The organism is Haematospirillum sp. 15-248 (assembly GCF_012102665.1).
In the GTDB taxonomy this organism is placed as follows: Bacteria; Pseudomonadota; Alphaproteobacteria; order Rhodospirillales; family Rhodospirillaceae; genus Haematospirillum.
This window is the reverse complement of the sequence record NZ_JAAVTF010000011.1, coordinates 26,167-46,758: the sequence shown is the minus strand read 5'-3', so window position 1 is coordinate 46,758 and position 20,592 is coordinate 26,167. Positions and strand designations below refer to the sequence as shown.

Here is a 20,592-nt window from a genome sequence, read left to right as displayed (position 1 = left end):
AGTTGGAAGATCTCAGGGATCACAAGCATGCTGCCGAAGCTACACCATAATGATCCGGGTTGAAATAGGACTGCTCCAGTCCTGATGTAAGCAGGAGAAAAGGACATAGGTTCGGCTCAGGTCATGCAATCAATTGCATCATCTGTCATGGCACCGGGGACAATCGTGACCGGAATCCGCACAAGATGCGCCAACCGACCTGTCAGGGCGGATACCAGAGGCCCCGGACCATCAGCGCCGGTTCCTGCCGCCAGAACCAGGACACTGATATTCGGCTTATCCTGAAGGAGCTTGAGAAGCTCCTCACTCGACTCGCCCTCGCGGATCAATAAAACAGGCGCGGTACCGGAAATATGCTGAACGTCTGCAGCTAATTCATTCAGATGACTGCTGGCCTGATATCGAAGCTCGTCAGCCATACGCTCCCCGATCAGAGCATAATGCTGGATCTCGCGTGGCTGGATGATACGCAGCAACGCAACCTGCCCGCCTGTACGCCGTGCACGGCGGCAGGCATAGCGCAACGCCGCACGCATTTCCTCGCTTTCATCCACAACGACCAGAAAAGTACGCCGTACACGGCCCTGTGCGCTGTCCCCCATTCGGGTTTCTCCAGCTCTCAGTTACGTCGAAAAACAAGGGTGGCAAACCACCCCGCGCCGGCTGCAGCCAGAATGGCAAGAACGCCATACAGCACGGCATGATCATGAGCAAACAGAAAAATCTCGGCCCCCAATCCGGCCCGACTGATACTGAGTGGCGTAATCTCGGCACTGACAACGCGCCGGTCGCGGACCAGGTAAACTTCCACCATATAGGTTCCGGTTGGCACGTTGGAGGGAAACTGCAGCTCGGACCGGAACAGACGATTGGCCATGTGATCAATCGTGCCAACGGTGGTCAAATAGACCCCGCGCTGAACCTTCAGACGAACCAACGCCTGACGGAAGGGCTCCGTCATATGCGCATCTTCGGTAACGGGTTCGAGAACCTCCAGATTCAAGTAAGATAACCCGATCTGGTGTAATCGTCGCACGCTGTCTGGCAGGATTTCCTCCAGCGGCGCACTGGATGCAACAAGATAGAAGGCAGGCACACTGTCAAACAGGACTGATTCGCCATTGATCCAGATTGGACCGGATTTTGTTTTGCGACGAACGATCTGCTGCTGCGGGGGACCACGCACCACCAGGACAATATCACCAGGACCATCGGTAGCCCCGAACAGAAGCACATCAGTCCCGGAGAATCCGGCATTGATAGCCACCAGATGCTTGGACAAATCAGCCACAACCGGCTGCTGACGGTTCGCATGACACACGCCAGGCAGGGCGGACAGAAGAATGGATAACAGAAGACAACACAGGCGGAGTCTGGACATCAGCCTCCTCCACCAAGGATAAAAAGCTCCTCGGGTTCGACCATCAGATCAAACGCCAAGCGAATACAGACAGCCAGCACCAGAAGCGCCAGCAGGATGCGCATCTGCTCGGCCTTGATACGGCTGCCGAAACGGGCCCCGAACTGGGCGCCGGTCACAGCCCCGACAAGCAATGTCAGCGCCAGCATAACATCTACGGTCTGGTTAAGCAGGGCTTGCAGGAAGGCCGTATTGGCACTGACAAAGATCACCTGGAACAGGGATGTGCCGATCACCACCTGGGTTGGCATACGCAGCACGTAAATCATGGCGGGAACGGCAACAAAACCACCACCAACCCCCATGATCGCAGCCAGAACCCCGACAAGAACCCCGACAAGAAACGGTGGAATCACAGAAATATAAAGCCGGGAACGATGAAACGTCATTTTAAGCGGGAGTCGGTCTGCCCAGTGACCGTGCTCTTCCTGTATGGCATCGCAAGGAATATGTCCCGGGCGGCGGGCACGCCAGGTTGCCAACAGGCTTTCGCCCAGCATAAGGGAGCCGATCGTCCCCAGAAACACGACATAGCACAACGCAATCGCCAGATCGATATGACCAACAGACCGAAGCCAACGGAACAGGAAAACCCCTATTCCTGATCCCGCCAGACCCCCGACAAGCAGAACCATGCCCATACGGACATCAACATTCCCCCGTCTCCAGTGCGCCATAACCCCGGCAACAGACGAAGCCACAATCTGGTTGGCTCCGGTTCCGACCGCAACAGCAGGCGATACCCCCAGAAACATCAGCAACGGGGTCATCAGAAAACCGCCACCAACACCAAACAAACCTGAAAGCCACCCGATAACGATCCCGATCCCGAGAACGAGAAAAATATTTACCGACATTTCAGCAATCGGGAGATAGACCTGCATTCAGAGTCCCCGGTGTTCGCGAAAGTCTGCTGGAAAACAAGAACAGGGTATTTCTTCTGTTGTACCCTGCACCGAAGACAGTCACAGCAGAAACATCTGTAGTGAATGATAAAAGACCCCACATCTTGGGAAAGACGTGGGATCCGAAGACAAGAATGTTTCCCGTCAGTTAAGGTCGCAGGAACCCGACAGTATCGTAAACCTCATCGAGAATAGGGCGTGCCAGGACAGAGGCTCTCTCTGCACCGTCACGCAGGACAGAGTCGATATAAGCAGGGTCAGCCACCAGTCGCCGCCACTCCGCACTGACCGGGGCCAGCTCGGAAACCAGAAGGTCCGTCAGCATGCCCTTGAACACGGCAAACGACTGCCCCCCGACATCAGCCAAGGCCGCCGCCTTGCTGATTCCTTTCAGGGCGGCAAAAATGGTCACCAGGTTGTCAGCCTCGGGCCGGTTGGCAAGCCCGGCCACAACCTCGGGCAAGGGATCGGGGTCCGTGCGGGCCTTGCGGATCTTCTGCGCAATGGCATCGGCATCGTCGGCAAGATTGATACGTGAATAATCCGACGGATCAGACTTGGACATCTTCTTGGTGCCGTCACGCAGGCTCATGACCCGGGTTGCCTCTCCCAGGATCAAGGGCTCGGGAACGGGGAATAAATCCACACCAAAATCGTTGTTGAACTTGATTGCAATATCCCGGGTCAATTCCAGATGCTGTTTCTGGTCTTCCCCGACCGGCACATGCGTTGCCTTGTACAGAAGAATATCCGCCGCCATCAAGGTTGGATAAACATACAACCCGACAGAAGCATTCTCGCGATTCTTGCCGGCCTTGTCCTTGAACTGGGTCATCCGGTTCATCCAGCCGATACGGGCAACGCAGTTGAAAACCCACGCTAACTGGGCATGACCGGGAACGGCAGACTGATTGAAAAGAATGGACTTCCCGGGATCAATACCGGCCGCGATATAGGCTGCTGCCAGTTCCCGGATAGAACGGTGAAGTTCCTTGGGATCCTGCCAAAGGGTAATCGCGTGCTGGTCAACAACACAGAATACACAGTCAGAGAAGTCTTTCTGTAACGTTACCCAGTTACGGATTGCCCCAAGATAGTTGCCCAGATGCAAGTTTCCGGTAGGCTGTGCGCCGGAAAAAATACGTTTCATCATACGATCCTGTTATCAAGAAGCAAACCCTGCACCCGGCAAGCCCGTCAGCAGGCGGATGGGATACCCTACACAGGGCACACGATCAAGCATGGGGTTGGGAGCGACGCATGGCCCGCAAGTAGGCCAGATCCTCACGCCGGACGGAACCACAAAGGAAAGCAGAAAGAAAGAAAACAACAAGACCCGCCACAATCTGCACCACTAACACACCCCATGATAGAAGCGGGATAAACAAGGGGATGGCATAACCCACGGCATAGACAACCCCACCCATCAAGCTGGTTGCAAGAAGGGTACGGGGAAGACGCTGTAACAGGCGACGGTCCATGCGATAGTGCCCGCGACGCCAGAGAACAATGCCCAGAAGCATGGCATTGACCGTACTGCCGATAGCCGTTGCCAGCGCCAGCCCGACATGCGCCATGACCTGCATCAGGACAAGGTTCAAGATCACGTTGATGCCAAGCGCCACAGCCGCAATCCGGAATGGCGTGGACGTATCACCACGGGCAAAGAAACCCGGGGTAAAAACCTTGACCAGAACATACGCCGGCAGGCCAAGGCAGAAAGCTGTCAATGCTGCTGCCGTAGCCTCTGTGTCTGCAGCGGTGAAGGCCCCTCGCTCGTACACCAGGGCCACAATCGGCTCGGCCAGAAGCACAAGCCCCACCATGGCTGGCAGGGTCAACAGAAGGGACAGCTCCACCCCACGGTTCTGACTGTCCAGGGCCGCAGCCTCGTCTGAAGCGGCCAGCTGACGGGACAGAACCGGCAACAGGGCTGTTCCCATCGCAATACCAACCACGCCAAGCGGCAGCTGGTTCAGGCGGTCGGCAAAGTTGAGCCAGCTGATGGAACCTTCCGGCAAGAGTGAGGCGAGCACAACGTCAATCAGAAGGCTGACCTGATACAACCCTGCCCCGAAGGCAACAGGGACAATCCGGATCAGCAAAAGGCGAACCTTGGGCGACAGGGAAGGACGGACCAAACGGGGCAGGAAGCCGACTCTCCACGCAGAGTGCAACAACCACAGAAACTGGACAACCCCCGCCAAGGCCGTTCCCCACGCCAAGGCATGACCCGGCGTGGGCGTAAAATCCGACAACCATACCAGTCCGGCCATGCTGACCACATTCAACAGGACCGGCGTTCCTGCTGCGGCAGCAAACCGGCCAAGGGAATTCAGGACCCCGGACAGCAATGAACACAGGGAAACAAAGAACAGATACGAGAAAGTAATCCCGGCCAGATCAGAGGCCAACTCATGCTTGCCCGGGATCTCGCTGAAACCGGGTGCAAAAACGTGCATGACCCAAGGCATGGCAATCATCATAAGGGCACTGAACAGCCCCAGCACCAGTGCAAGAAAGGAGAAGACCCGATTGGAGAAAACACGGGCACCCTCCTCTCCCTCCTGCTCCAGCGTCGCCGAAAACAAGGGGACAAACGCAGCCGAGAAAGCCCCCTCGGCAAACAGGCGACGGAACAAGTTTGGCAGCTTCCAAGCAACATTGAAACAGTCCGTTACCATGCCGGCACCTAGGTAATGGGCAATCAGCGCCTCACGCGCCAGGCCGGTAAACCGCGACAGCAAGGTAAAGAAACCAACAATCGATACCGAACGAAGCAAAGCCATAAAGTAAAAACCTGCATCAGCGCAAAGACGGCGGAAGTCTAGGACAGGCCACCACCAAACACGAGGCTAAATCCACCCACCCATTGATCCCGCTGTTACGGAAATCACGACCAGACAAGAAACAAGGGGGCCTCCGACACTCCGAAAGCCCCCCCCTGAGATATGGTAAACGTGAGAGTTCTTATTCGCGGTTCTGACCAAAGAAGCGGAGCAGCATCAGGAACAGGTTGATAAAGTCCAGATACAGGGTCAAAGCCCCCATAACCGACTTTTTCAGGGCCATGTCATGGCCGTCAGCTTCCAGATACATTTCCTTGACCTTCTGGGTGTCATAGGCTGTCAGGCCAGCAAAAATGATCACCCCGACAACAGACAGCATCCAGTGCATGGCCGAACTGGCCAGGAAGATGTTGACCACACTGCCAATGATCAGACCAATCAGGCCCATGGCCATAAATGCGCCCATGGCATCAAGGCTGCGCCGCGTGGTGTAGCCATAAAGGCTCAGACCGGCAAAGGAGGCCGCAGTAATGAAAAACACGCGGACAATCGATGTCTCGGTATAGGTGAAGAAGATACTGGCCATCCAGACGCCATTCAGGGCGGCATAAGCCCAGAACAATGCCTGGGCCGTTGACGACTGGAGAGACGCAATCCGGAATGACATGAAAAAGGCCAAGCCAACAGAGACCAGCATCGCCCCCCATACCAGCATCGAGGGCTGCATGCCCTGCGGACCGGCGCTGAAGAAAACACTGCTCAGACCCGTATTGGCCACCAGCCAAGCCACAATCCCGGTCAGGGCTACGCCAGAAGCCATATAATTGTAGACCCGCAGCATATAGGCGCGCAGGCCGGCATCAATCTCGGCGACGCCAGCGACCGAATCCGCCCGGGTCCAGGTGTTGCGGTTCTCAAGGTTCATGAAACCCTCTCTTGAAAGACAAAAAACAAGCACTGTCCCTATGAATATGGCATGGAATCAGGGCAACGCAACAAGAACCGGACACGCCCGGTACGGTTTTCAGGAGCCACAGGAAAAGCCCTGCTACCAACGGATCAGGTCCATTCCCTACTCATGCCGAAGAACAACTGCGGGTTTACCGCTCAGGGCCAGCAGCCCGCTGGCAAGGCCACCAGCCAGCACCAGGATCAACCCTCCACAAACAATGGCAAAGGTCACACCGGGCATAAAAACCCACTGGGATCTCATCACATCCTGCAGAACAACACGGGCTGCAACAGTCCCCACACCGGCAGACACAAAACCGATTGCCACACCGGTCACACCATACTCCAGCATCCATACCTTCAGGAGGGTTGCCCGGGCTGCCCCCAGAACCTTGAGGATAACAGCGTCACGCACACGATCCTTGTGACCGGCCGAAATCGCGGCAGACAAAACAAGAAGACCGGCAATAACGGCCAAAGATGCCGCCAGGCGAATAGCATATGAAGCACGATCCAGTATCGATGCGACACTGTCCAGGGCTTCCTTGACACGGATCGCCGAAACGGATGGCAAGGCACGGACAACTGCACGCTCCAAGGCATCCTCGGACCCCGGGGCGGCATAAACCGTGGCAATCCAGGTCCGGGGCACACCTTCAAGGGCACGGGGGTTGAAAACAAACGCAAAGTTCAGGGACAAGGTGGACCAGTTGATCTCCCTCAGGCTGCCGATCCGGACATCCATATTCCGCCCCAGAATGCTGAATGTCAGGGAATCGCCCACCGCAACTCCAAGCCCACGGGCAACGTTTGCAGCGACAGACACCAGCGGTTCTCCGCCATAATCCTGTGGCCACCATGCACCGGCAACCAGAACCGACCCTTCCGGAGGATGGGCCGATGTGGTCAGGCCACGATCACCGCGCACCGCCCAGCGCACCTCCGGATCAACAGATGCCTCGTCGACCGGCTGCCCGTTGACAGCAACGATACGACCACGCGCCATATCCGCCGTGCCGGTGATACGAGCTGCGGGAACGGCTTCCACCTCGGCACGGAATGCGTCCAGGTTGGCTGTCTGAAGATCGATAAAGTAGAAGGCGGGAGCGGTATCCGGAATCCGTTCACGGATCTGCTGGTTGAGGTTCACCTCGATCAGCGCCACGGTTGCCAGAACAGACAGCCCAAGCCCCAGAGAGAGGACAACCGGAACCGTTGGCGCCCCCGGGCGACAGACATTGGCAAATCCCAGACGCAGGAGCGGTGCACCACGAAGCACCACCCGGGATGCAAGCCATATGACAGCCGCAGCAGCAAGGCGGAACAAGCCAAAAGACACCAGCGCACCGAGGACAAAGCCAATGGCGACATCACGACGTTCGGCTGACAGGATCGTCAACATAGCCAAGGCAAGCGCACACAGGATAATAACCGGAACTACAAGCCCACGGGGGCGGAAGGAAGAGTCCACGTGCACGCCACGAAACAAGGCTGCGGCTGGCACCTCGCGACACCGCGCCAAGGGCCAGAGGCCAAAGACGGCTGCAACCAGCAACCCGGCGGCAGCGGCCTGAAACAGAGGCACAGGCCAGATCCCCAGAGGCAACGCGACAGGAAAAAAGTCGGCCAGCAGGAAACCAACCACCGCAGGAACAGCGGCGGCAGCAAACATGGCGGCACCAACCGCACACAAGGCAAGGATGGAAACCTGTAACATATAGATGCGGAAAACCAGGGCGGACGATGCCCCAAGTGTTCGCAGGGTTGCGATCGTTGCCATGCGCGCCCCAACAAATGTGCGAACAGCATTGGCAACACCAATACCACCGGTCAGCAAGGCTGTCAGACCAACCAGGGACAGGAACAAGGTCACATTCCCCAGAACACGCCGCACATCGGGAGCAGCAGCATCCAACCCCCGCACCCGCCAGCCGGAACCGGGAAAGGCTGCCTCCAGCTCCCGCTCTACATCCGCCGCGTCCAACGGCTGTGGCGTTTTCAGACGCAGGGCTGTGCGGACCAGGCTGCCAGGCATCTCCAGACGCGTGGCCTCCCATCCCTCCGGCGATACGATCAGGCGCGGACCAAACGCCATAACCGAGGCCGCCCGGTCTGGTTCCGCCGTTATCAGGGCACGCAATTGCAAGGCTGTCTCACCAAGCTTGAACGAGTCTCCAACCTTTATGTCCAGCCGATGCGCTAGGGACGAATCAGCTACAGCTCCGAACACACCCGCACGCCTGTCCAGAAGGGAAGCAAGAGGTTCATCCGGCTCCACGCCCATATCACCATACAGGGGATAAAGGCTATCCACAGCCTTCAGCTCAACCATGGCAACCTTGCCTGTCCCGACCGAGCGGGCCATGGCCCTCATTTCACGCACCTCGGAAACAATCCCGTACCGCGCCAGAAACTGGCGCTGCTCAACACCCGGACGCGTAAGGCTCTGTTGCAGCTCCAGATCTCCCCCCAGAAGAGAACGGGCACCGACAGATAATCCGGCCTCTACAGCTGAACGCACGGAACCAGACGCAGCAATGGCAAAAACACCCAGGAACAAGCAGGCAATCATGACCCGTAAACCCTGCAACCCTCCGCGCAGCTCGCGGCGCGCAAACCGAAGGGCCAAAGACCAAGGCCTGATATTATCCCTGTCATGCGGGGAACTATTATCAGGCATGGGACACCAGCCGCCCATCTTCCAGATGCACCGTGCGGTCACACCGTGCCGCCAGGGCGGGGTCATGGGTTACCAACATCAGGGACGTCCCGTTGCGGCGGCGATGGTCAAACAAAAGATCCATGATCATGGCTCCCGTTGCCCCATCCAGGTTACCCGTTGGCTCGTCAGCCAGCACAAGGTCCGGAGAGACGGCAAAGGCACGGGCCAAGGCAACGCGTTGCTGCTCTCCCCCGGACAACTGGGCTGGAACATGATGCAGGCGATGACCAAGCCCCACGGCCTGTAAGCCATCACGGGCACGCTCGAATGCCTCTGTTGAACCCGCCAGCTCCAGGGGAATGGCAACATTCTCCAGAGCACTCATTGTCGGAACAAGATGAAAGGACTGAAAAACAACCCCGACATGATCGCGTCGGAATACAGCCAATGCGTCCTCGTCCAGCGGGCCGATATCCTGCCCACAAATCCGCGCAGATCCCGATGTAATCCGCTCGAGTCCGGCGGCAACCATCATCATGGTCGATTTCCCTGAACCCGAGGGGCCGACCACAGCCACGGCCTCACCCTTGTCAATGCGAATCGAAACACCACGCAGGATATTGACCGGACCGGCAGGACCCTTCAGGCTGACATGGATATCGTCAAGCATGACGGATGCTTCCCTTGACTGAAGGCCCGGACCGGATACCATGGCTCTTTTTCCCCGCCTGCCTGCCATAGCCCGCGTTGCCGGGGCTGCTCTTTTCGCATATGCGGCAATACTGTCTCCTGTCAACGGGACAGGGCGTGCTGTCCACGCGGCAGACACAGGACCAAGTTCGTCGCGACCCAGACTGATGGCACTGGGAGACAGCCTGATGGCCGGTTACAACCTGGCGCCGGGGCAATCGGTCCCCGATCAGCTGGCACGTCTTCTGGAAGAAAAGGGGATGCCCGTCACCATGATCAATGCCGGTGTGTCGGGAGATACTTCTGCCGGGGGACTGGCCCGCCTTGACTGGATGCTGAAGGAAAGCCCCGATATTGTCATGGTGGGCCTTGGGGCCAACGATGCCTTGCGAGGGATCAACCCAAAGGACACACGCGTCAATCTGAACACGATTCTTCACCGGCTACACAGGGATAACATCGCGGTTCTCCTGCTTGGCATGCTGGCCCCCCCCAACATGGGCAAAGAGTATGCAACAGAGTTCAACGCAATATTTCCAGAGCTGGCGGTAATGCACAGCGTTCCCTTGGTTCCTTTCTTTCTGGACGGGGTAGCTGGAAACCCCAATCTTCTTCAAGCAGACGGCATGCACCCGACAGAAAAGGGAACAGAGGCAATCGCGCGACATATACTCCCATGGGTTGAATCCCTTGTGACCAACAGAAAGTGGACACCCCGGGAAGGCATGGATAAAAGTCATCACTGAAAAGGCGAATTTTGTCTGGATCGACAACAATAATCAAAGAATGACAGATTATTATAAACACTCTATCCCCCATGAATAACAGTACATCAAACAATTATTCATATGATCAGGTTATAATGAATCATGGCATACGGACTGTTTATTTTAGAAAACTCGACAGCATCTGGAAAAGGCAGATTTTATTCTGTATAGTGTGCCTGTGGGAATTCCAAGAAACGGGCTTCCCTGTCCCGGAGCGTCTCTCGTAAGGGAGATAGAGGTCGGGGCGGAGTTCAGGACAACGGAGGCAGAAGGCCATGACTAGTCCTGTCGAACGTCTGCGCACAGCGGGCGCGCCATTCCCGCAGCCTCCCGTCCGCAGGGAAGATGTTGAGGCTCAGCGGGTTCAGACGACAGAAAACATACAGACGGCCAGTGCTGATCGTTTCAGTGGAAACGGGGCTGACAGCAACGCCGGATCAAACCGCCAGACTCCGGAAGAAGTTGCGCTGCGGGTTCAGAGTCTTCTGGCCCGGGCCGATGATATCCAGCGCGCACGGGTCCAGGTCAGTCTGGCACGCGATGACATTGGGGATGTGGCACGAGATACGCCCAAGACTCTGGCCGAGAACAGCCCCCGTAAAGCAGAGGCTGCGCTTGCGCGTATAGCCGAGGCAGGCAATGCCATACGCAAGGCTGCCGACTTGCTCGCCTCGGCTGCAGCCGGCTCGGGTGTGTCTGTTGACCTTGAAGCCACCGTGCCAGCCGAAGACCCGCGCCTGGTTCCGGTATCAGGTTCTACCGCAGCTACTCCCGTCGTCTCCGAAGCAGACAAGGCAGCGGCGCGGGCAGCAAGCGCCCTGAACGAAGCCTTGGGTAAACAAAGCCGAAGGCTGGAAATTGTTCCGGAGCCAACGCCTGCCGATATCACAACCGGTGCCACCGAGGATTATTTCCCCTATGGCCTGCCCATACAGGACAGCGGGACTCCGGCTCCACAATCACCTCCTCCCAAAACAGAGGCCGAGCTTGGCGCTGTTGTAGCCAAGGTCCTGAAGGATGCCAGCGCTGGTATCAAGCAGGGGCAAGCCGTTCTGGAGTCGCTGAGCAACGCTGTACCGCCGGAGCAGGACACGCGTCGTGTTTATGAAACACGCGTCCGGCAAGCGGACCAAGCCTTGGGAGTTGCTGCCTTTGCCTTGGCACAGGCGGTGGTTCAGATTGGTGGCGGGCAGGTGCAGCCGCAACGCAACACTTCAAGTTCCAGTGGCAAGGCACGCCTTGACCTGAATATCTGAGACCAGGAGCGAGTATACAGCTTTGTGGCTTCAATGGCCCTGAAAAGCCGGCCGGATCAAGTCCGGTCGGCTTTGGCATGCCTTAAAAGCCTGCACGGAAATAGGGCATGCCGGTCGGGATATACCGGACAGAACAAAGATGCCCCGCATCCTTCTGCCGCTGCAACTTGATTTCCCCGTCAAGGCAGCTTATTTCCACATACAATGTTGGTCCCGTACGTTCCGAGGAAACCCACCCATGGCGCTGTTGCCCATCGTTGTCGCCCCTGATCCGCGCCTGAAAGCACGCGCGGTCCCGGTTGAAAAGGTGGACCGGGATATTGTCCGCCTGATGGATGACATGCTTGAAACCATGTACGCTGCCCCGGGCGTTGGTCTGGCTGCACCACAGGTCGGGGTCCTCAAGCGTATTATTGTCATTGATGCCGCCGACAGGGGAGAGCCGCCAGCTCCCCTGCGTATGGCCAATCCGGAAATCATCTGGGCATCTGAGGAAACAGCGCCTTATGAAGAGGGCTGCCTGTCCCTTCCAGATCACTACGAACTGGTTGATCGCCCGGCCCGGGTCCGGGTCCGCTACCTGGATCACCAGAATGAAGTGCGGGAGCTTGAAGCCGATGGCCTTCTGGCTGTTGTTGTCCAGCACGAGATTGATCACCTTGAAGGGACCTTGTTTGTCGATCACATATCGTCCCTGAAGCGCAACATGATCCTGCGCAAGCTGACCAAAAGCAAAAAGAACGGAACCCTGGAGGCCGAGTATGTCCCCGCCACGCGGAAGGACAAGGACTGATGCGGGTCGTTTTCATGGGAACGCCGGACTTTGCCGTGCCGGCACTACGGGCACTGGCAAGCCGCCATACCATTGCCAAAGTCTACTGCCAACCACCGCGCCCCGCCGGACGGGGGCAGGCCCTGCGGCCTTCCTCGGTTCAAAGTGCCGGGGAATCATTGGGCCTTGACGTGCATTGCCCCGTGTCCCTGCGTGGGCCAGAAGAAGCAGAAACTCTTGCGGCCCTGAAACCTGATGTTGCCGTTGTTGCAGCCTATGGCCTCATCCTGCCACAAGCCATTCTGGATGTCCCTGCCCTTGGCTGTATCAACATCCATGGTTCGCTGCTGCCGCGCTGGCGTGGTGCTGCGCCTGTGCACCGGGCCATTATGGCGGGAGATACGGAAACCGGGATCACAATCATGCAGATGGAAGCCGGGCTGGATACCGGCCCCATGCTGCTGAGAAAAACCGTACCGATCACCGATACAACCACCACCAGCCTGTTGCACGATACCCTTGCAGAAACAGGGGCAGCGCTGATTCTGGAAGCTCTGGACGGACTGGAACGGGGTACGTTGAAGGCTGTGCCGCAGCCTGAAAACGGCATAACCTACGCCGAGAAAATCAACAAGGCAGAAGCACGGATTGTCTGGGACCACCCCTCTTCCAAGGTTGCGCGCCACATCAACGGACTGTCCCCTTTCCCGGGGGCATGGTTTGAGCATGCGGGAACCCGGATCAAGGTTCTGGCAGCCGAACCCGTTGAAGGACAAGGCCAACCCGGGGCCATTCTGGACAACGGCTTTACGGTTGCCTGTTCCCATGGTGCGGTCCGCCTTTTATCCCTGCAACGGGCAGGCAAAGATCCCATGGATGCCGAAGCCTTCTACAGGGGGTTCCCCATCCCTCCCGGTACTCTCCTCAACGGCCAGCCTGTATCCTGACTGTTCATGCCCTGAAAGCCTTGCCCAGCCATGCCCCGTTACAAGCTGACACTGGAATATGATGGCTCTGCCTTCGTTGGTTGGCAGCGGCAGACCAATGGCCTGTCTGTACAACAGGCCATAGAGGAGGCTGCACAGCGATACTGTGGCGTCCTGCCCGTTGCCCATGCGGCAGGACGGACTGATTCCGGTGTCCACGCACTCGGACAGATTGCTCATATTGATCTGGGGCGCGCTGATCCTGCTGAAAAAGTGCGCGATGCAATCAATGCCCACCTGCGCCCCCTGCCTGTTGCCGTCAGGCAAGCCGAAAGGGTGGATGATGACTTCCACGCACGCTTTTCGGCGCTGGAACGGTCCTATGTTTACCGGATCCTCTGCCGTCGCGCCCACCCGGTCCTGGAACATGGCAAGGTATGGTGGGTCGCCCGCCCCCTGAATGCAGAAGCTATGCACGAGGCGGGGCAGGTTCTGGTCGGGAACCATGACTTCACAAGCTTCCGGGCAACCGAATGTCAGTCCCGCAGCCCGGTGAAAACCCTGGATCTTCTGACTGTGACCCACACTCCCGTCCCCGAAGGATCCCTGATCGAGATTTTCGTGCGGGCCCGTTCCTTCCTGCACCATCAGGTCCGCAACATGGTTGGAACCCTGTCCCTGGTCGGAACCGGGAAATGGACCGACAGGGATGTCCGCAAGGCCCTGGAGGCACGGTCACGCAGCAGCGCAGGGCCAACTGCGCCTGCATGCGGGCTGTACTTCTTTGAAGTCCGCTACCCGAGCGTGGAGGCCCCCTCATCCTGCATCCAGGCTTGAAACATTACCAAATGCCATACCGGCAATACCTGCCGGCTCCGGCCATCGCGAAAAGCCTGCCACAGGCCAGACACAACACCCGCATCCAGAATACCCTGCTGCCGTACCAGATGCGGATCGAGCAAGCCATCCACCCAGTCCCGCAACGGTCCACGCATCCAAGCCCCGACAGGTGGCTCGAAACCCATTTTCGGGCGCTCCACCTGTGCCGACGGCACATGACGATGCAAGACAGAGCGCAGAACCTTCTTCGTCACGCCCCCTTCCATCTTGAAGGACGTGGGCAAACTCCAAGCATGGCGCATAACAGCCAGATCAAGAAACGGCAACCGCACCTCCAGACTGGCTGCCATACTGGCCCGGTCTACCTTGACCAAAAGGTCATCTGGCAAATAGGTCAAAGCTTCCACCACCATGGCGACCAGGGCCGGGTCTTCCAGATCAGGGACAGGCAGGCCGGGAAGAAGGTCATCAGCCGTTACGGCAAAAGGAAGATCATCACGCCACGGACTGTGGTACAGCTCCATCAAACGCGCCGGAGAACGGGCAGCCCAAAGCTCAAGGGTTCGGCGCAGGCGGGCAACCGGACGGCTGTCACGATGGGATCCCAATGCACGCCCAAGCGCACACAATCTTCGATCCAGAAAGCCAACCGGCAAAGCACGGGCAATATGGCCTGCAATGCAAGACAGGGAAGAAGGTAAACGGCGCTCCCACTGACGTGCGACATCAGAGAACCGGGTGTACCCGCCAAACAACTCGTCACCACCATCGCCAGCCAAGGCAACAGTCACGTGCGAGCGGGCTCCTTGGCACAGAAGAAGCGTCGGCAACAGGGAAGGATCGGCAAAAGGCTCACCGGATACTGTCGCCATACGAGGGACCAAGGCCCGGGCATCCGCCTCAGTCATACGCAAGGTATGGTGAGAAACACCAAGTGAACGCGCGACTCCCTCGGCAAAAGGACTCTCGTCATAACGCGGGTCTTCGAACCCTATGGCAAAACTGGACACCCCGGCTACACCGGTTGCCTGCATCATGGCCACAACCGTTGAGCTGTCGATACCACCGGACAGGAAAGCACCGACAGGCACATCGGCATGCAACCTTGCCCCTACAGAGCGCAGCAGCAAACGCTCAAGTTCGTCGGCAGCATCAACAACACCCCCGACGAAAGGACTGGAGGACGCCTTGTCCAACTCGGCCGCAGCAGTCCAGTACGCCTCATCACCACGCACGGTCCCGTCAGCCGCCATCGTAACCATATAACCGGGGCGAACCTTGAAAATACCGGGATGAATAGTCCGTGGTGCGGCAATCCACCCCTGTCGCAGATACCCCGCCAGAGCTACACGATCAACACCACCAACCCAACCCGGCCACCGACGCAGGGCCGGAAGTTCTGAACCGAACAGAACTGCAGAACCAAGCCGGCCCCAGAACAGGGGTTTCTCCCCCATCCTGTCGCGGGCAAGTGTCAGCTCTCTCCGTTGGCGATCCCAGACGGCAACCGCAAACATACCCTCCAGACGCTCAAGGGCGCCCCGTACACCCCACAGAGCTATGGATTGGAGCAGGACTTCAGTATCAGAATGCCCAGCCCATGGACCGCCACCGGCTGCCTCAACAGCCGCACGGGCCTCGTCCAGAAAATAGATCTCACCGTTGAAAGCAAGAACCCATCGACCATCATGGGATGTCATGGGCTGGTGTCCATTGACAGACAGATCCCGGATCGACAAACGGCGGAAAGCTACAGCATACCCGGCATCCACATCCGTAAACACGCCATGATCATCCGGTCCCCTGTGCACTAGGGCCGAGGCCATGGCAGCAGCACGAACATCAAGATCATGCCCACCCGGATGCAGTAAACCAGCAAACCCACACATCAGCTCATTCTCCCGGTCCGGTATCAAAAGCCCGGGCACAATATTCAATAAAATCGGGTCCCTTAAGGCCGGGCATAAAGGCGCACACCAAATTCCAGAACCATGGAGAGAGCAGGATCTTTTGATCCCGGTGGCGCTTCTGGTATTTCCAAGCCCGACCAGCGGCCCGGCGGCACGCCTCCCGAACCAAGGAAACAGGAACATCCGGATTATCACGCAAGAAGAAAGCAACAGCACGGGTTACCCTCTGCAGCTGACGTCCGGGATCACCGGTCCGCCCTGACAGACGGCCGGGCACATCCACAGGTATCCAGGCCACAGGAACATCAAGGTGCAGAAATGGTGCCAGACGGGCCAAACGCAAGGTCAGGGAATATTCCTGTGAATGGACAACGCGCTCATCACAACCACCAGAACGGCGAACAGCATCCGTACGCACCAGGAACTGGGTCGGATTGAAAAGGGAATTACGCAAAGCCAACGGCAACGGGTCATTCACAACAGTCACGCAATCAGGGACCAAAGTCAGCCCCAAGTCCACCGCCTGCCCCGGGTGATAAAGGATCCGTTCTCCCCATACCAAGCAAGCCGACGTATCACGCAAGGCATCCAGCAGGACACGCGTCGCATCGTGTGCCAACAGGTCATCCGCGTCACAGAATTTGATAAAGGGCATACTTGCCAAGGCAATACCGCGATTTGTGGCCGCAGCCGAACCGGTGTTGGCCTGACGGAGCAGCTTCACCGCAGGCCACGAAGCTGTAACAGCTTCCACAATCTCCATGGAGCCATCGGTAGAGCCATCATCGACAAAAATATATTCGCGCGCAAAAGAGCCACGCTGAGCGGCCAAGGCAGCCAGCACGGCTGGCAGCCAGTCCTTCTTGTTATACACGGGCACAATAAAGGAAACACCTTCGCCCCGGGTTTGCCCCACTGTCATAGATCGTCCATTGTTCCCGCTCCAGAGCGGGGCACCATACTACAGGCCGGAGCAAGCCGGAAAGTGAAGTTTACCCGACAATCCAGGCTGGAGCCGACGAGACATTATGGCCCGTCATCTCCGCGTTCAGACCGGGAAAGGATGGCTTCTACTTTCCTGTCTACCCCCAGATCCTTCAGAATACGCAACGGGTAGGAACGAACGCCGGCCAGACGAACCACTATGCCTTTGCGCAGACAGTGGTCGATAAAACCATCCAGGGCATGGGCCGCCGTTGCATCAATAACGGGGACAGCTTCCATATCCAGGATCAAGGTATCCGGAACTTGGCCAATATTCTCCAGGATATCCGCCAGTTTTCCGGCGATCCCAAAGAAGAACGGCCCGTTGATGCGGTATATCACGGTACGGCGTGATCCACCGCTCTCAGGACTGTAGACGCTGCGCACCCGCGCAAAATCATCCGTGTCTTCATCAACCAGGTGCAAGCCCTGCTCTTCCTCCATGACCTGGGTAATACGGTGCACAAAAAGCAAGGCCGCCAGAACAACACCAACCTGTATAGCCAAGGTCAGGTCGACCAGAACGGTTAACACAAATGTCAGCAGCAGGACCAGAATATCGCCCGGAGGGGCCTTCAACAGACGGCGGAAGCGGTCAATCTCGCTCATGCCCCAGGCAACCATGACCAGAACAGCCGCCAGTGACGGCATCGGCAAGTACCGGGCCAGCGGCGCTGCAACCATCATCAGGACAAGCAGAACCGCCGCGTGCACCATACCGGAGACCGGAGACAGACCACCGGCCCGTACATTGGTTGCCGTGCGCGCAATGGCACCTGTTGCCGGCATGCCGCCGAACAAGGCCGACCCGATGTTAGCAATCCCCTGCCCCAGAAGCTCGCAGTTTGAACGGTGCTTCCGCCCGGTCATGCCATCGGCAACGACCGCAGACAAAAGAGACTCGATACCGGCCAGAAGGGCAATCGTGAAGGCAGAGGGAGCCAGTGTCACCAATCGCTGCACACTGATATCGGGCCATGCCGGAACCGGAAGAGTCCGCGGGATATCCCCGAACCGGCTGCCGATTGTTTCAACGTTCATTCCGCCCAGCGCCGTTACCAAAGCCCCGATACTGATGCCGATCAGGAAAACAGGCGCCCGCGGAGCCACATGCCGTACCACCAGGATAACAACAAGGGTCATACCGCCAATAGTCAGCGCTCCCGGTTTGGTATGACGGATCTGCTCCAGGATGGCAGCCCATTTGCCGATAAAGTCAGGGGGTGGGTTCTTCAATCCCAAGCCAAGCAACTCGGGAACCTGGCTGGTCAGGATAATCAAGGCAATGCCTGATGTAAAACCGGTGACCACAGGATAGGGAATATACTTGATATAGGTACCAAAACGCGCCAGGGCAAATGCGATCAGGATAAACCCCGCCATCAGTGTTGAAAGCACCAGCCCGTCATAACCATGATCATGGATCACCTGAAAGACAATGACAACAAAGGCACCTGTCGGCCCGCCGATCTGGAAACGCGAACCAGAGAAGGCCGAAATCAGGAAACCGGCAACAATCGCCGTTGCCAACCCACGATCCGGCGTCGTTCCGGATGCAATGGCCAGTGCCATGGATAATGGCAAGGCAACAATGGCAACGGTCATTCCAGCCATGATATCGGCCCGCAGCATGGAAAGGGTGTATCCATCGCGCAGGACCGTGACCAGTTTCGGCGTCAACAGACCATTTCTGTCGTGATGTGACGTGCCCATGCTTTCATCCTGATACCATAAGCCTGAACGGATCATGACCAGCCAATCATAGAATGGGAACAAACGTATGCCCGGATACATCGCTCATCGCTGTCTGGACAGAAAGACAGCGATGCGTTTTGCGTAAATCAGTACCTGTAGCCATGTGTCCAAAGGTATATGATAAAGGCAAAGGGTCGGCAGGCCCACTCTGACACGGTTGGTAAATATGGTTCCGGGAACACGGTTGGGTACAAGAACCCTTTTTCATCACTGGATCTCTCCCTCAGCACGCAAGGTGCGCCTTGCCCTGCACGAGAAACGTATTGATGCGCAGGAGCAAGTGCAGGCTGACTGGGAACGTGATGAAGCGTTCCTTGCCCTTAACCCAGCTGGAGAGGTTCCGGTCCTGCTGGAACCGAACGGAGTCGTCATATCCGACGGGCAGACCATCTGTGAGTATCTTGAGGAGATCTGTCCCGATACGCCTCTTTTGCCTGGCAACATCTTCCACCGGGCCGAGGCAAGGCGGCTGACGGCATGGTTTGATCATAAATTCCGGCTGGAAGTCACCATCCCCCTGGTATCAGAGAAGCTGATGCGTCGCCTGCTGGGAAGGGGATCTCCGGACTCCCGCAATATCAGGGCTGGTCGCACCAATATTCACATGCATCTGGCTTATATTACCTGGCTGACTGAACGGCGCAAATGGCTGGCAGGGGACAACATGACCTTAGCCGACCTGACCGCAGCGGCACACCTGTCCCTTGTTGACTATACCGGCGACGTTCCATGGGATGAACACCCCTTTGCCCGTAACTGGTATGCACGGATCAAAAGCCGTCCCTGTTTCCGAACGCTCCTTGCTGATGTTGTACCCGGGGTTCCCCCTGCCCGTCACTATGCCGACCTGGATTTTTAGGAATCCGCTTTCCCTCATCAACAATAGCCTAACAAACCGGGGGGATTCCTTCTCGCCTCCGGAACTATCCCGGTTTGTTTCACTGGCTTATTAATTTCGTACACATACAGTATGTCCAGCGGTGGACATTCCACGCATTATAATTGAAACACATACAATAAAGTCTAGTCTTTCCAGCGTTGCGAGGCTCCTGTTCTTTTTGTGGAGATTCTCATTATGCTGGATGAAAATATGCTCTCTGCCATAGGGAAGTTCGGTGTTGCCGACTATTCCCATGAGACGTCTTCCATGACGATCATGCCACTGGATACGGGCAAGCTTGCGGTCAGTGTGGACGGTGTCTTCAAGCAAGGCATCTTCGCTGCAACCGGCGTTATCGTGGGTGGATCAGGAAATGACCTGATATCCTCACCCCGTTGCGGTGTCAGTCTGTTCGGAGGGGAAGGGGACGATGTACTTGAGGCAACAGGCAACAAAAGCCTTCTTTCCGGCGGCCCCGGGCGCGATATCCTGATTGCAGATGCCCAAGGTACAGTTATGGTTGGTGATGCACCCGCTGTAGACTATAGCCCATCCGGTAGGATCAATTTTTATCCTGATGTTTTTGTCGTTGCGGGAACGTATACATCGCCGCCATGGGACCCTGTACTGATTGTCGACTTCGACTCATGGGGCGGGGACAGAATAGATTTATCTGCCATTGACGGAAACGAAGGAGAAGCAGGACATCAGGAACTTGTCTTCAGCCAGACAGGCCCTCAGGCCCATGCTGTCTGGTATGAGGCTTTTGGCTATGGTGCTGCTTCAAGCAAGGGATTCCTGAAGGGGGATACCAATGGCAACGAAGAGGAGGATTTTGTTATCGAGGTCAGGCACAGCGGTGCCGAAATTCTTGGCGATGCCATTTCCAGCGCACGTACACTTGGGCTTGGCCCGATGGCAAACAGCAGCGCCAATGACCAGATGCCAATGTCTGAAGGTGGCATTCCCTATCTTCCGCCCCATGAAGACGCATCCATAAAGCTCCCGGCCTTGGCGGGAACACTGACGGTATACTCTTCAGACATGCTGTAATGAGCATCACTGTTGCCGGTTATTTCTTCTGC

18 protein-coding genes are annotated in these 20,592 nt (G+C 57.2%); 7 read left to right on the top strand and 11 right to left on the bottom strand.

Features of this window, described 5'->3' with window-relative positions; all coding sequences use genetic code 11:
* Positions 1-116: 116 nt before the first annotated feature.
* From HEQ72_RS09570 to HEQ72_RS09535, 8 genes are all read right to left on the bottom strand, one after another.
* Positions 117-602, bottom strand: coding sequence for a universal stress protein (locus tag HEQ72_RS09570; RefSeq protein WP_168020938.1), 486 nt, complete (start codon positions 600-602; stop codon positions 117-119).
* Between the two features lie 17 nt (positions 603-619).
* Positions 620-1,381, bottom strand: a complete 762-nt coding sequence (locus tag HEQ72_RS09565; RefSeq protein ID WP_168023213.1) for a TIGR02186 family protein — start codon at positions 1,379-1,381, stop codon at positions 620-622.
* On the bottom strand, positions 1,381-2,304 hold the full coding sequence (locus HEQ72_RS09560) for a sulfite exporter TauE/SafE family protein (protein WP_168023212.1): 924 nt from the start codon (positions 2,302-2,304) through the stop codon (positions 1,381-1,383). Before HEQ72_RS09560 ends, HEQ72_RS09565 begins: the two co-directional genes overlap by 1 nt.
* 169 nt (positions 2,305-2,473) lie before the next feature.
* Positions 2,474-3,475 carry a tryptophan--tRNA ligase gene (trpS, locus tag HEQ72_RS09555; protein WP_168023235.1) on the bottom strand — a complete coding sequence of 334 codons (1,002 nt, stop codon included), beginning with the start codon at positions 3,473-3,475 and terminating at the stop codon, positions 2,474-2,476.
* An 85-nt stretch (positions 3,476-3,560) separates the two neighbouring features.
* Positions 3,561-5,114, bottom strand: a complete 1,554-nt coding sequence (gene murJ / locus HEQ72_RS09550; RefSeq protein ID WP_168023211.1) for a murein biosynthesis integral membrane protein MurJ — start codon at positions 5,112-5,114, stop codon at positions 3,561-3,563.
* Positions 5,115-5,295: 181 nt separating this feature from the next.
* Positions 5,296-6,039, bottom strand: a complete 744-nt coding sequence (locus tag HEQ72_RS09545) for a Bax inhibitor-1/YccA family protein (RefSeq protein WP_168023210.1) — start codon at positions 6,037-6,039, stop codon at positions 5,296-5,298.
* Positions 6,040-6,186: 147 nt separating this feature from the next.
* A complete protein-coding gene (locus tag HEQ72_RS09540) occupies positions 6,187-8,745 on the bottom strand; it encodes an ABC transporter permease (RefSeq protein ID WP_168023209.1) in 2,559 nt (852 codons plus the stop codon).
* A complete protein-coding gene (locus tag HEQ72_RS09535; protein WP_245183159.1) occupies positions 8,738-9,439 on the bottom strand; it encodes an ABC transporter ATP-binding protein in 702 nt (233 codons plus the stop codon). Before HEQ72_RS09535 ends, HEQ72_RS09540 begins: the two co-directional genes overlap by 8 nt.
* On the opposite strand from HEQ72_RS09535, the gene HEQ72_RS09530 reads away from it, so the two are divergent.
* From HEQ72_RS09530 to truA, 5 genes are all read left to right on the top strand, one after another.
* The gene (locus HEQ72_RS09530) at positions 9,438-10,163 is read left to right on the top strand and encodes an arylesterase (protein ID WP_168023208.1); all 726 of its coding nucleotides are present in this window, start codon (positions 9,438-9,440) and stop codon (positions 10,161-10,163) included. The genes HEQ72_RS09535 and HEQ72_RS09530 overlap by 2 nt on opposite strands.
* Positions 10,164-10,459: 296 nt before the next feature.
* Positions 10,460-11,440, top strand: a complete 981-nt coding sequence (locus HEQ72_RS09525; RefSeq protein WP_168020924.1) for a hypothetical protein — start codon at positions 10,460-10,462, stop codon at positions 11,438-11,440.
* A 238-nt stretch (positions 11,441-11,678) separates the two neighbouring features.
* Positions 11,679-12,233 (top strand): peptide deformylase, encoded by a 555-nt coding sequence (gene def / locus HEQ72_RS09520; protein ID WP_168020922.1) that lies wholly within the window; start codon positions 11,679-11,681, stop codon positions 12,231-12,233.
* Positions 12,233-13,159 (top strand): methionyl-tRNA formyltransferase, encoded by a 927-nt coding sequence (gene fmt / locus HEQ72_RS09515; protein WP_168023207.1) that lies wholly within the window; start codon positions 12,233-12,235, stop codon positions 13,157-13,159. Before def ends, fmt begins: the two co-directional genes overlap by 1 nt.
* Before the next feature lie 30 nt (positions 13,160-13,189).
* Entirely contained in the window at positions 13,190-13,975 is a 786-nt protein-coding gene (truA, locus tag HEQ72_RS09510; RefSeq protein WP_168023206.1) for a tRNA pseudouridine(38-40) synthase TruA, read from the top strand.
* On the opposite strand, the gene asnB is transcribed toward truA, so the two are convergent.
* From asnB to HEQ72_RS09495, 3 genes are all read right to left on the bottom strand, one after another.
* On the bottom strand, positions 13,933-15,906 hold the full coding sequence (gene asnB, locus HEQ72_RS09505; RefSeq protein ID WP_322099212.1) for an asparagine synthase (glutamine-hydrolyzing): 1,974 nt from the start codon (positions 15,904-15,906) through the stop codon (positions 13,933-13,935). The genes truA and asnB overlap by 43 nt on opposite strands.
* Complete coding sequence (locus HEQ72_RS09500) at positions 15,872-16,810, bottom strand: glycosyltransferase family 2 protein (RefSeq protein WP_168020917.1); 939 nt, start codon at positions 16,808-16,810, stop codon at positions 15,872-15,874. Before HEQ72_RS09500 ends, asnB begins: the two co-directional genes overlap by 35 nt.
* Before the next feature lie 104 nt (positions 16,811-16,914).
* Complete coding sequence (locus HEQ72_RS09495) at positions 16,915-18,585, bottom strand: SulP family inorganic anion transporter (protein WP_168023205.1); 1,671 nt, start codon at positions 18,583-18,585, stop codon at positions 16,915-16,917.
* A 226-nt stretch (positions 18,586-18,811) separates the two neighbouring features.
* Here HEQ72_RS09495 and HEQ72_RS09490 point away from each other — a divergent pair, with 226 nt between their 5' ends.
* Both HEQ72_RS09490 and HEQ72_RS09485 read left to right on the top strand, forming a co-directional pair.
* Complete coding sequence (locus HEQ72_RS09490; RefSeq protein ID WP_245183157.1) at positions 18,812-19,486, top strand: glutathione S-transferase family protein; 675 nt, start codon at positions 18,812-18,814, stop codon at positions 19,484-19,486.
* A gap of 216 nt (positions 19,487-19,702) precedes the next feature.
* Positions 19,703-20,560 (top strand): M10 family metallopeptidase C-terminal domain-containing protein, encoded by an 858-nt coding sequence (locus tag HEQ72_RS09485; RefSeq protein ID WP_168020911.1) that lies wholly within the window; start codon positions 19,703-19,705, stop codon positions 20,558-20,560.
* The last annotated feature ends 32 nt before the right edge of the window (positions 20,561-20,592 follow it).